This window comes from Burkholderia ambifaria AMMD (assembly GCF_000203915.1).
Classification (GTDB): domain Bacteria; phylum Pseudomonadota; class Gammaproteobacteria; order Burkholderiales; family Burkholderiaceae; genus Burkholderia; species Burkholderia ambifaria.
Window position 1 is genome coordinate 2,123,825 of the sequence record NC_008391.1, and the last position, 12,461, is coordinate 2,136,285.

Below are 12,461 nucleotides of genomic sequence, written 5' to 3' on the forward strand. Positions count from 1 at the left end.
AGGGGCGATATTGTCGGCTTTTCGTAAGGAATGTGGCGCGGCCGGATGGCCTTGCCGGTGCGCGGTCGACTCGGGCGGCGTCACGATGCAGCACGGCCCGAGCGCGCATCACGTACTGATCTGAAGATAGCCGTCGATAGCGGCCACCGTCGCGCCGCTGCCGGTCGACAGCGACGCCGTGCCCTGGTCGAACGGATGCACGGGCGTGTCGGTCGGCGTCCACGCGTGGCGCGCCAGCAATTCGCGATACCCGCCGCGAATCACGAAGCCGCCGCATTTTTCCGCGTACGCGTCGCGCCGCATCCGGTACGCGCGCGGCAGGTCGTACCACGGCAGCTTCGGCAGGTCGTGATGCACGAGGTGATAGTTGTTGTTCAGGTACAGCAGCCGCATCGCGAAGCCGGCTTCGTTGATTACGATGCGCGCCTTCGGATGTCGCGCCGCGCGGTGCTCGAACAGCGAACGGATCATCGCGAGCGACAGCGCGGGCCACGTGACCGCCAGCAGGTAGTACCACCACGGCACGCCGATTGCCCATTGCAACCATGCGAGCAGCGCGACCACGCAGGCGGCGTGCGTGATCCACATCCGCAGATAGCGGAAGTCGCCGCGCCGGAATGTGCGGAACGTGTCGATGAACATCGCGATGACGCTCATGGGCGGCCCGAACACGAGCCGTCCGACGAAAGTGGTGCGCGCAACCGTCAGTGCGCGACGCCAGCGCGGCAGCCGCGCCCACTGCTCGCGCGACACATAGTTCGTTTCCGGATCGACGCCCGGTACGGTCAGGTCCTCGTCGCGGTGATGATCGAGGTGCGTGTCGCGGTACAGCGTGTACGGATACCAGATCGTCAGCGGCGGATAGCCGAGCAGCCGGTTCACGAACGCGGAACGCGTCGGATGGCCGTGCAGCAGCTCGTGCTGCAGCGACATGTGCCACGCGCCGAGCAGGATCAGCGGCGGCGTCGCGGCCGCGAGCGGCAGGCGTTCGGCGCGCACGAGCAGCAGCACGGCGAGCCAGCCGCCGTAGATCGCGGCGACCAGCAGCCAGGTCGGCCACTCGATGCGGGCGGTGAAGCGTGCGTCGAGCCTGGCGATCGCGCGCGCGTGGTCGACGTCGAAGTATTCGGCCATGGTGCTGAAGCGGGATGAAACGGGTAGTGCGGGCGATGCGGGGAAGCGGACGAGCGCGCCGGTGCGGGGCGCGATGCGATGGGCCGACAGACGTCGCGGCTCGCGGTCGACCGCTACAGCGGCATGCGACCGCGTTGCGACAGTGGAACGCTAACCGGGCCGCATCGTCAGGCCAACCAAGCAATTCGCATTTGCTTATCGGTGCGCGACCGATAAGCATTGGCAGCCACCGCCGCGTGCCGAACCTTGCGGAAATATGGGCGAGCCGGCTTTCTCCCGGGCACCATCGATGCGTAGAATGCGCGCATGAGCCAATGGATCGCCGGACTGCCGATGTACAACGTGACGCCGCGCCACGCCGCACTGTGGCGCGCGTTGCTGCGTGACGCGCTCGACGCATTCGCGCGCACCGGCGGGCCTGCCGGCGTCGTGCTGCTGGATGAACCTTTCGGCGATCTGCACGCGCTGTGGCGGCGCAACGACCTGCTGTTGTCGCAGACGTGCGGCTATCCGTACCGGATGCGCGGCTTGCGCGATGCCGTGCACCTGATCGCGACGCCGGCTTTCGATGCGCCCGGCTGCGACGGCGCGCGCTACAGCAGCGTGCTTGCCGTGTCGGCGCGCGTGCATGCGGGCGGTGCGACGACGCTGGCGGCGTGTCGCGGATTGCGGGCTGCATTCAACGGCGACGATTCGCACAGCGGGATGAATGCGTTCCGGCATGCGGTCGCGCCGCATGCGCATGACGGACGTTTCTTCGGTTCGGTCGTGTCGTTCGGCTCGCACCTGAACGTGCTGCGCGCGTTGGCGGCCGGCGACGCCGATTGCGCGGCGATCGACTGCGTGACGTTCGCGTACGTGCGCGATGCGCTGCCCGAGCTGTTGAACGAGATCCGGATCATCGGCATGACGGCGTCGGCGCCGGGGTTGCCGTTGATTGCGTCGAAGGCGCTGGAATGGGAGCGGGTGGAGGCGTTGCGGGATGCGCTCGATCACGCGGTCGCGGTCGATCCGGAACGGGCGAACGTGCTGCGGCTGAAGGGATTCGAGCGCCTGCCGCCGGGCGCGTACGACACGATTGCCCGGTTCGCGCGGGACGCAGCCGCGCAAGGGTATCCCGAGCTGGCGTGATGCGGCGGCGCGGCTGCCGTGACAGCCGCGCCGCTCGAGGTTACTCCTCGTCCATCAACCGGACCTTGACCCGCTTGCCCTTGATCTTCCCCGCATTGAGCTTGCGCAGCGCGTCGTGCGCGACGCCGCGCTCGATCGCGACATACGTCGAGAACTCGGTCACGTTGATCTTGCCGATCTGCTTGCCGTCGAACCCCGCATCGCCGGTCAGCGCGCCGAGCACGTCGCCCGGGCGGATCTTGTCCTTGCGCCCGCCGAGGATCTGCAGCGTTTCCATCGGCGGCAGCAGCGTGTCGTTGCCGGCCGGCTTCAGTTCCGCCAGCGGATGCCATTCGACTTCGCGCTTCAGCGCCTGCTCGATCGCGCCCACGCGACCCATCTCGTCCATGCTGGCGAGGCTCAGCGCCCAGCCTTCCTGATCAGCACGGCCGGTGCGGCCGATACGGTGCACGTGCACCTCGGGGTCGGGCGTCACGTCGACGTTGATCACCGCCTCGAGCTGCGCGATATCGAGCCCGCGCGCGGCGACGTCGGTGGCCACCAGTACCGAGCAGCTGCGGTTCGCGAACTGGATCAGCACCTGGTCGCGCTCGCGCTGGTCGAGCTCGCCGTGCAGCGCGAGCGCGTGGAAGCCCTGCGCGTGCAGCACGTCGAGCAAGTCCCGGCATTGCTGCTTGGTATTGCAGAACGCGATCGTGCTCACCGGCCGGTAGTGGTTCAGCAACTGGCCGACCGCATGCAGACGTTCGGTTTCCGCCACTTCGTAGAAGCGCTGACGGATCTTGCTGTTGTCGTGGCGCTCCTCGAGCTTCACTTCCTTCGGATTGCGCAGGAACTGCTGGCTCAGCTTCGCGATGCCGTCCGGATAGGTCGCCGAGAACAGCAGCGTCTGGCGCGTCGTCGGACACATCCGCGCGACTTTCGCGATGTCGTCGAAGAAGCCCATGTCGAGCATCCGGTCGGCTTCGTCGAGCACGAGCGTGTTCAGCGCGTCGAGCTTCAGGTTGCCGCGGTCGAGGTGATCCATGATGCGGCCGGGCGTGCCGACGACGATGTGCGCGCCGTGTTCGAGGCTCTGCGCTTGCGGACGCATCGGCGTGCCGCCGCACAGCGTCAGCACCTTCACGTTCTCCTCGGCGCGCGCGAGGCGGCGCACTTCCTGCGCGACCTGGTCGGCGAGTTCGCGCGTCGGGCACAGGACCATCGCCTGCACGTCGAAGCGGCGCGTGTCGAGGCGCGCCAGCAGCGCGAGCGAGAACGCGGCGGTCTTGCCGCTGCCCGTCTTCGCCTGCGCGATCAGGTCGTGGCCGGCCAGCGCGATCGGCAGGCTCGCGGCCTGGATCGGCGTCATGTCGACGTAGCCGAGCTGCGTGAGGTTCGCGAGCGCGGCGGGCGTGAGCGGCAGCGCGCTGAAGGGCGTGGCGGTCGGCTCGGTCATTCCACGTCTCCGAGGTAAGGGCGGCCGGCCATCTGCTCGTAGACGACCGTGCCGTCTTCCGCGTCGAAGCGCTCGAGATAGTTGCGCGCGCCACATAGCGGGCAGCGGAACAGCAGCCCCTGGCCTTCGTCCTTGATCACGACGTCGGACGTCTCCCACTGCGTGCCGCAGCTCTGGTTTCTGCAGGTAAACACGGTCATTCTCCAGCTGAATTCGGTTGGTGGCGCGCCCGGCGGGCGCGGCAACGGGGTGCGGCGCTCGCGCGGTTCGGGCGCGGGCCGCACCGGCGGTCGCGTGGACCGCATCGATGCGGATGGTGGATCGGGGGCGACAGCGTCGCGCGTGCCCGCAATTCTAGCGGATGCGGAGGGCCGGCGGCGGAGGGGCGGTAGCGGTCTATCGGCAATGGCCCGGCTGGCGGCGGTGGGGCGGTAGCGGATGACCGGTCGCGGACGGTCGGCGGCGGCTGTCCAGCGGGAGGAGGGCCGGCAGCGGGGTGCCGGTGCCGCTGGCGGAGGGCCGCTAGCGGCCTATCGCCAGTGCGCCGGCCGGCCATCGGCAACCGGCGAGGACGCCCACCAATCGTCGCGCGGCCTCCCCCGCATCAGCCATGTAAAACGGCCGCCCCGGAGGGGCGGCCGTGCGACGCGACCAAACGGGGCCGGACGCGTTACAGCGCCATGTCGGCCGATGCCTTCGCGGGGCGCGCCGGAGCCGCGCCCGTCGCCAGTGACGGCGTCGTCAGGTCGATCTTCGGCGGCGGCGACAACTGCAGCACGTCGCTCGTATAGGTCCATTCCTCGACGACCTTCGCCGGGCTGTCGTTCAGCTTCGTGCCGTAGCTCGGCACGATCTGGCGCATCTTCTGCTGCCATTCGGGCGTCGCGACCTTGTCCTTGAACACCTTCTGCATCAGGTTCAGCATGATCGGCGCCGCCGTCGACGCGCCCGGCGATGCGCCGAGCAGGCCCGCGATGCTGCCGTCCTGCGAGCTGACGATCTCGGTGCCGAGCTTCAGCACGCCGCCCTTCTTCGGGTCGCGCTTGATGATCTGCACGCGCTGACCGGCCTGCCACAGGCGCCAGTCTTCCTTCTTCGCGTCGGGGAAATATTCCTTCAGCGCGTTGAAACGGTCGTCGTCGGACAGCATCAGCTGGCCGGCCAGGTACTGGACGAGCGGGAATTCGTCGACGCCCACACGCATCATCGGCGCGACGTTGTGCAGGTTCGTGCTCTTCGCGAGGTCGAAGTACGAGCCGTTCTTCAGGAACTTGGTCGAGAACGTCGCGAACGGCCCGAACAGGATGATCTTCTTGCCGTCGATGATCCGCGTGTCGAGGTGCGGCACCGACATCGGCGGCGAGCCGACCGACGCCTTGCCATACGCCTTCGCGAGGTGCCGCTTCACGACCTCGGGGTTGTCGGTCACGAGGAACGAGCCGCCGACCGGGAACGCGCCGTAGTCCTTCGCCTCGGGGATGCCCGACGCCTGCAGCAGGTGCAGCGCGCCGCCGCCGGCGCCGATGAACACGAACTTCGCGTCGACGGCCTGCGGCGGTTCATCCGAGTGCAGCTTGACCCACGACACGTGCCACGTGCCGTCCGCGTTGCGCGAGATCTCGCGCACTTCGCTCGACAGCGACAGCGTGAAGTTCGGCTGCGTCTTCAGGTAGCCGACGAACTGGCGCGTGATCTCGCCGAAGTTCACGTCGGTGCCGATCGGCGTCCAGGTGGCGGCGACTTTCTGCGAGCGGTCGCGGCCTTCCATCATCAGCGGCACCCACTGCTTGATCTGGTCGTAGTCTTCCGAATACTGCATCCCGCGGAACAGCGGGCTCGCCTGCAGCGCGTCGTAGCGCTTCTTCAGGAAGCGGACGTTGTCGTCGCCCCACACGAAGCTCATGTGCGGCGTCGAGTTGATGAACGAATGCGGGTTCTTCAGCACGCCCTGGCGCACCTGCCAGGCCCAGAACTGGCGCGAGATCTGGAACGACTCGTTGATCTCGATCGCCTTCGAGATGTCGACCTTGCCGTCCGCCTTCTCCGGCGTGTAGTTCAGCTCGGCGAGCGCCGAGTGGCCGGTGCCCGCATTGTTCCAGCCGTTCGAGCTTTCCAGCGCGACGCCGTCGAGGCGCTCGACCATCGTCATCGACCAGTCGGGCTGGAGCTCGTGCAGCCAGACGCCGAGCGTCGAGCTCATGATGCCGCCGCCCACCAGCAGGACGTCGACCTTCTTCGTATCGGCGGCGTGCGCGGACGACGCGGCGACGCACAGCGCGAGCGCCGACAGTATTACCCGTAACGTTTTGATCACAACAGATCCCTCTTCAACTTGAATGCATCGGTTTGCCATGCCGCCCGGCCGACGCCGAATCGCAACCGGCTCGCGCATCCGGAGATCCGGACCGCGAATCCGGAATTCCGGATCGACCGTGTTCGCCGTTGCATTTGCGCACGCGCAGCCGTCGCGAAGGACACCTTCGGATCGGCTTGTCGCAGTCAGGCAAATGCGTGCGTCGCGATGGCGCGCAACGCGCCGGGGCCCTCGCTGCAGGCCTGCGCGGAAGGCGCTTCGGGCTGCGTGGAAAGAGGCCGCGCGCGACGCGTTTTGCGGGGGCGGTATGGCAAGGGGCGCGTAATGTAACCGAACTCGTTTGCTGTGTCACAAACGAAAAATGCCCTTGTTTTTGTGGGGTTTTTTGCGTGTCCGGGATTCCGGAACGACGGTCGCCGGAACCGGAAAAGATGTGGATAACCGGGCGGGAGGGGATGGAATGCGGGCGCGTCATGTCGCGGCATCGCGCCGCGACATGATCGCTTTACGTCAGGTCAGGTCACGTCACTTCGCGAAATTGTTGTGGCAAAACTGCTCGTACGCTTGCGCCGAATTCGCGAACCCCTTCTGCTTCGCGAGCTCCCACGGGCGTTCGCATTGCTGGGTCTGTTCGCACCACGAATAGCCGGCCGAGCCGATGCAGCCGTGCGCGTCGCGATCGCCGCCGACCATCGGCGGGGCGGCCGGCGCGGCAGGTTGCGCGGGCGTCGACGAAGCGGCCGGTGCGGACGATTGCGCCGCACAGCCGCTCAATGCGAGTGCGCAGGCGATCGTTGCGGCAAGCGAGAAGGAAGGTAGAAGACGTTTCATAGGTTGCGCTCCATGAAGTGACGATCGACAGCGGATGCCCGCGCGCGGGCGCATGACAACACGAACGATCACGCATCCGGCACCGGCACGCGCGACGAGAACTTGACCTCGCGCAGCGCGAGGCTCGATTGAATCGACGACACGCCGGCCTGCTTTCTCAGCACGCGTTCGACGAATTCCGCGTACGCGTCGAGATCGGCCGCGACGACCTGCAGGATGTAGTCGGCCGCGCCGGTGATCTTGTGGCACGACGTCACTTCGTCGTGACGCCGCATCACCTCCTCGAAGTGATCCGGATCCTGGTCCGAATGCATGTTGAACGTGATCTGCACGAACGCGAACACGTTCATGCCGAGCGCGCGCCGGTCGAGGTTCGCCTGATAGCCAGTGATCACGTGCTCGTCCTCGAGCCGCTTGCGGCGGCGCCAGCACGGCGTGACGCTCAGCGACAGCTTCTCGCCGAGCGTCGCGTTCGACAGCGCGCCGTCTTCCTGCAGCAGGCGAAGCATCGCGCGGTCGACGCCGTCCAGTTCCACCGAAGCGCGATTTTTGCTCATTGTCGGGTCTCCGTAGGCGGTTTTCTCAAAATTGTACGAAACGAAGGGGTGGAAAGCAAAGTTATTGCCGGCCGGCATCAATAGACTGTTTTCACCCCTCACAGCCTTCACTGCAACGGTCAATCATGCTCACGGTCTACAGCAGCGATCACCATCTGCATCGCGGCGTCGAACTGAAGGACGGCGCGATCACCGAGTCGTTCGAGAACCCCCTGCGCGCCGAGACGGTGCTCGCGCAGGTGCGCGCGGCCGGACTCGGCGACGTGATCGCGCCGCGCGCGTTCGACCGCGCGTGCTATGCCGCCGCGCACAGCGCCCGCTATGTCGAGTTCCTCGCCGGCGCGTGGGACGAATGGACCGCGACCGGCCGTACCTGCCAGGCGCTGCCGCTCGTGTGGCCGGTGCGCGCGATGCCGTCGTCGGCGACGCTGCCCGAGTTCATCGACGGCAAGCTCGGCTTCTTCGCGATGGACGCCGGCGCGCCGATCAACGCCGGCACGTGGGCCGCGGTGAGCGCGAGCGCGAACTCGGCGCTCACGGGCGCCGACCTGCTGTCGAACGGCGGCGCGCGCGCGGCGTTCGCGCTGTGCCGGCCGCCCGGCCACCATGCGGGCCGCGAGTACATGGGCGGCTACTGCTACCTGAACAACGCGGCGATCGCCGCGCAGCACGGCATCGCGAGCGGCGCGGCGCGCGTCGCGGTGCTCGACGTCGACTTCCACCACGGCAACGGCACGCAGGACATTTTCTACGACCGCGCGGACGTGCTGTTCGCGTCGACCCACGGCGAGCCGCCGGTGTCGTATCCGTACTTCTCCGGCTACGCGCACGAGCGCGGCAGCGGCGCGGGCGAGGGTTTCAACCTGAACCTGCCGCTGCCGAAGGGCACGCAGTGGGACACCTACGCGGCGGCGCTCGACCACGCAGCCGCCGCGATCGCCGCGCATGCGCCCGACCTGCTCGTCGTGTCGCTCGGCGTCGACACGTTCGAGCACGACCCGATCAGTCATTTCCGCCTGCGCTCGCCCGACTACCTGCGCGTCGGCGAAGCGCTCGCGCGCCTGAACCTGCCGACGCTGTTCGTGATGGAAGGCGGCTACATGGTCGACGAAATCGGTATCAACGCGGTGAACGTGCTGCTCGGTTTCGAAGGGCGCGCGTGACCGTATCGCTTTGCCTTTGATGAACGACGATCCCGTCACGAACGAAGCGCGACAACGAAGGAGACGAACATGAATCGACATCGGAACAAGACGGCATGCGCAATCGCGGCCGCGCTGGCGTGCGCATGGTCCGCGCTGCCCGCGCATGCGGACGAGATCGTGCGCATCGGGCACGTCGCGCCGCTGACCGGTGCGATCGCGCACCTCGGCAAGGACAGCGAGAACGGCGCTCGGCTCGCGGTCGAGGAGATCAATGCGAAGGGGCTCGTGATCGGCGGCAGGAAGGTCACGCTGCAACTCGACGCGCAGGACGACGCGGGCGACCCGCGCACCGCGACGCAGGTCGCGCAGCGGCTCGTCGACGACAAGGTGGTCGGCGTCGTCGGCCATCACAACTCGGGCACGTCGATTCCGGCGTCGCGCGTCTATCGCGACGGCGGCGTCGTGCAGATCTCGCAGGCCGCGACCAACCCGATGTACACGCAGCAGGGCTTCAAGACGACCTATCGCGTCGTCGCGACCGATGCGCAGCAAGGGCCCGCGCTGGCGATGTATGCGGCGAAGCAGCTGGGCATCAGGACGGTGGCCGTGGTCGACGATGCGACCGCGTACGGGCAGGGCCTCGCGACCGAGTTCGAGAAGGCGGCGAAATCGGCCGGGATGAAGGTCATCTCGCGCGACGCGACCAACGACAAGGCGATCGACTTCCGCGCGATCCTCACGAAGATCAAGGGCGAGAACCCCGATGCGATCATGTACGGCGGGATGGATGCGACGGGCGGCCCGCTCGCGAAGCAGGCGCGCCAGCTCGGCCTGCGCGCGAAGATCCTCGCCGGCGACGGCGTGTGCTCGCCCGACCTGCCGAAGCTAGCGGGTCCGGCGTCGGACAATGTCGTGTGTTCGGAAGCCGGCATCGCGCTCGAGAAGATGCCGGGCGGCGCGGCGTTCGTGAAGCGTTACGAAGCGCGTTACCACCAGCCGATGCAGGTGTACGCGCCGTTCTCGTACGACGCGGTGTACATCATCGTCGACGCGATGCAGCGCGCGAATTCGACGGACGCAGCCAAGGTGCTGGCCGCGATGCCGGCGACCGACTATCGCGGCGTGATCGGCGAAACGAGCTTCACGCCGCAGGGCGACCTGAAGCACGGCGCGATCTCGGTGTTCACGTACAGGAGCGGCAGGAAGGCGCTGCTCGATATCGTCAGGATGTGACGCAGGCGGGGCGCGCCGCGCGGCATGCGCGGTCGTGCGCCCCGACGTGTCACGACGCCTGTACGCGGCGCGGCTCGATCTGCTGCGGCTGCCGTTCGACGTCGTGCACGATGTGCAGCTCGCGCGTGCGGATCGGCAGCGCGCAGTCCGCGTCCGCGAGCGTCTTGCGCACCTGGCGCGCGAGGCGCCAGCGCATCGCCCAGAACTTGTCGGTGTGCGTCCATACGCGCATGTTCGCGACCGCCGTGCTGTCGTCGAAGCGCATCACCATCACGTCCGGCGCGGGATCCTTCAGCACGTCGGGATCGGTTTCGGCCAGCGCGCGCAGCGCATCGAGCGCACGATCGATGTCGTCGTGCACGGACACTTCCACTTCGAGATCGAGACGGCGGGTCGGATTGCGCGTGTAGTTGCGGATCGCGCTGCCCCACAGCGCGCTGTTCGGCACGTATTCGCAGATGCCGTCCGGCTTCGTCAGCCGCGTCATGAAGAGCCCGACCTCGTCGACCGTGCCCGCGACACCCGTGCCGCCGTCGATGTAGTCGCCCACCTTGAACGGCCGCAGCAGCAACAGCATGATGCCGGCCGCGATGTTCTGCATCGTGCCTTGCAGCGCGAGCCCGATCGCGAGGCCGGCCGCGCCGAGCACCGCGACGATGCTCGCGGTTTCGATGCCGAGCTGTGAAAGCGCACCGACGATCGCGACGATGCGGATGCCCCATACGGCGACGTCGCAGAGGATCGGCCGCAGCGTGTCGTCCACGCGCTCCTTGTTCGTGAGCAGCCGGCTCAGCCAGTTGCCGATGCGCTTCGACAGCCACCAGCCCGCGACGAGTAGCGCGAGGGCGGCGCAAAGCCTGAGCGAAAGCGTGGACAACGCGTTCCACAGGAACGTCCAGCGTTCCGGATGAAGATGATCGAGAAACATGACGGGATTCCGGTTTGAGGACAGAAGGCGCGACGGGTGGCATCGTCCGCCTTGGTTGGGCGGGCATCCGCTCGTGCGTCGGCAGCCCTCGACTGTACACGCCATGGGGTATCACGCGTCAATGCTTGGGACCGTATTTCGCGTGTCTTCGCCGTGAAAATGGCGCTTTGGTTTGTGTACTAATCGAGCATCCCAACAAATCAGACTTGTCCTATTTAGCTGTGTTGACCGTGCCGGTACACTCGCTTCCAGGCTACCGGATCGCGATGATCGTTCCTCCGCGATAACCGGTTTTCCCCCTCCTTTTTCATTGATAGCGAGTGACGACGCAATGCGGCTTGACCTGTGTTTACGTCTCGCACGCGAACAAGGTCGGCCCGCGCGCTGCGGCGCCATCCGCTTTCCGATTCGCCGCGCGCTGGTGCGCGGTGTCGTTGCTGCGGCGTCGCTTGCCGGCATGCAGGGTGCGGTGGCGTGGGCATCTTCCGATGCCATGTCGTTTTCGCCCATGACTGCGCAAGCGGCCGACCTTGTCGACGTGCCTTTTTTCAATTCCGCCCGGACCATCTGGGGCGGCTTGCTGGCGTCGACTGACGTGCCGCGTGTCGCGCTGGAGCCGCATGCGACGAGCGCGCGCACGGACGCTCCTTCGGTCACGTTCACGATGCGTGCCGGTGCATGTGCGCCGTACATCGTCCTCTGCGATGCGGCGCGCGATGCGATCGAGCGCGATTACGCGGCGCGCTTCGCGTACGGTTTTGCGTCGCCGCTTCCGGCAATCGGCGCTGCGCCGGCGTTCGACGCGCGTCCTGTCGATCTCGCGTCCGCCGAGCCGTTCATGCTCGCGGAGCAGGAGCACGGCACGCGAGCCGGCGCGATCACCGGCAGCCTGCGCGCGTCGCTCGCGCGCGCCGATCTACCCGCCGACGTCGCCGCGCAGATCACGCGCATGCTGGCCGGGCGGATCGATTCGGCGCAGCGCGGCGCGATGGGCGATACCTTCCGCGTCGCCTTCGAACCGGACGACAGCGCAACCGCGCCGGGCCGCGTGCGCGTGACGGCGCTCGACATCCGCTTTCGCGGCCAGCGTGTCGCGGCCGTGTGGTTCGCGCCGCAGGCTGGCTCGCCAGGCGCGTACTACGATCTCGACGGCATGCCGCTCGCCGGTGCGCGGTTCGCGATGCCGGTCAACGCAACGCGAATCAGCTCGCAATTTGGCGCGCGCGTGCATCCGGTCACGGGCGTCCGGCACGTCCATTCCGGCGTGGATCTGGCCGCGCCGACGGGCCGTGCCGTCCACGCGTCGGAGCGCGGGGTCGTGGCTTTCATCGGCACCGAGCCGGGCGGCTACGGCAAGTACGTGGTGATTCGGCACGACGGCGGCTATGCGTCGTACTACGCGCATCTGTCGGCGTTCGAGCCGACGCTGCGAACCGGCGCGCGGGTCGTGCGCGGCCAGCGTGTCGGCGCGGTCGGCAGCACAGGCACCGCGACCGGCCCGCATCTGCACTTCGAGGTGCGGCGACATGCCCGCCTCGTCGATCCGATCGAACTGGTGCAGGCGGCCAGGGCGGCGAAACTGAAGGGCGAGCAGCGGGTGGCGTTCAACCGCGTGGCCCGCGCCGCGCGCACCCAGCTGGCCGCGGCCACGTTGGCGCCGTCGCTCGCGATGTCGCAGCACGGCGCACCGAGCGACGGCTGACCGTCGAGCTGGGGCGGTCGCCGCCGTGGGTGGCGGCGCGCACATCTA

General features: G+C 67.7%; 11 protein-coding genes. 4 read left to right on the forward strand and 7 right to left on the reverse strand.

Annotated elements, in window-relative coordinates:
• Positions 1-108: 108 nt before the first annotated feature.
• Positions 109-1,134: a fatty acid desaturase gene (locus BAMB_RS25475; protein ID WP_011660028.1), complete on the reverse strand. Its 1,026-nt coding sequence runs from the start codon at positions 1,132-1,134 to the stop codon at positions 109-111.
• 306 nt (positions 1,135-1,440) lie between these two features.
• Between BAMB_RS25475 and BAMB_RS25480 the strand changes: the two genes are divergently transcribed.
• A complete protein-coding gene (locus BAMB_RS25480; RefSeq protein ID WP_011660029.1) occupies positions 1,441-2,265 on the forward strand; it encodes a phosphate/phosphite/phosphonate ABC transporter substrate-binding protein in 825 nt (274 codons plus the stop codon).
• 40 nt (positions 2,266-2,305) lie between these two features.
• On the opposite strand, the gene dbpA is transcribed toward BAMB_RS25480, so the two are convergent.
• From dbpA to BAMB_RS25505, 5 genes are all read right to left on the reverse strand, one after another.
• A complete protein-coding gene (gene dbpA, locus BAMB_RS25485) occupies positions 2,306-3,703 on the reverse strand; it encodes an ATP-dependent RNA helicase DbpA (RefSeq protein WP_011660030.1) in 1,398 nt (465 codons plus the stop codon).
• The gene (locus BAMB_RS25490; protein ID WP_006756243.1) at positions 3,700-3,897 is read right to left on the reverse strand and encodes a hypothetical protein; all 198 of its coding nucleotides are present in this window, start codon (positions 3,895-3,897) and stop codon (positions 3,700-3,702) included. The genes dbpA and BAMB_RS25490 overlap by 4 nt, the downstream gene beginning before the upstream one ends.
• A 476-nt stretch (positions 3,898-4,373) precedes the next feature.
• The gene (gene mqo / locus BAMB_RS25495) at positions 4,374-6,056 is read right to left on the reverse strand and encodes a malate dehydrogenase (quinone) (protein WP_011660032.1); all 1,683 of its coding nucleotides are present in this window, start codon (positions 6,054-6,056) and stop codon (positions 4,374-4,376) included.
• A gap of 486 nt (positions 6,057-6,542) precedes the next feature.
• Positions 6,543-6,848, reverse strand: coding sequence for a hypothetical protein (locus tag BAMB_RS25500; RefSeq protein WP_011660034.1), 306 nt, complete (start codon positions 6,846-6,848; stop codon positions 6,543-6,545).
• Positions 6,849-6,916: 68 nt separating this feature from the next.
• Positions 6,917-7,405 (reverse strand): Lrp/AsnC family transcriptional regulator, encoded by a 489-nt coding sequence (locus tag BAMB_RS25505; RefSeq protein WP_011660035.1) that lies wholly within the window; start codon positions 7,403-7,405, stop codon positions 6,917-6,919.
• Between the two features lie 125 nt (positions 7,406-7,530).
• On the opposite strand from BAMB_RS25505, the gene BAMB_RS25510 reads away from it, so the two are divergent.
• Both BAMB_RS25510 and BAMB_RS25515 read left to right on the forward strand, forming a co-directional pair.
• Complete coding sequence (locus BAMB_RS25510) at positions 7,531-8,568, forward strand: histone deacetylase family protein (RefSeq protein WP_011660036.1); 1,038 nt, start codon at positions 7,531-7,533, stop codon at positions 8,566-8,568.
• A 69-nt stretch (positions 8,569-8,637) separates the two neighbouring features.
• Positions 8,638-9,783 (forward strand): branched-chain amino acid ABC transporter substrate-binding protein, encoded by a 1,146-nt coding sequence (locus BAMB_RS25515; protein ID WP_011660037.1) that lies wholly within the window; start codon positions 8,638-8,640, stop codon positions 9,781-9,783.
• A 49-nt stretch (positions 9,784-9,832) separates the two neighbouring features.
• Here the strand turns inward: BAMB_RS25515 and BAMB_RS25520 are convergent, their stop codons facing one another.
• Entirely contained in the window at positions 9,833-10,711 is an 879-nt protein-coding gene (locus BAMB_RS25520) for a mechanosensitive ion channel family protein (protein WP_011660038.1), read from the reverse strand.
• 331 nt (positions 10,712-11,042) lie between these two features.
• Here BAMB_RS25520 and BAMB_RS25525 point away from each other — a divergent pair, with 331 nt between their 5' ends.
• A complete protein-coding gene (locus BAMB_RS25525) occupies positions 11,043-12,413 on the forward strand; it encodes a M23 family metallopeptidase (RefSeq protein ID WP_041491569.1) in 1,371 nt (456 codons plus the stop codon).
• Positions 12,414-12,461: the final 48 nt, after the last annotated feature.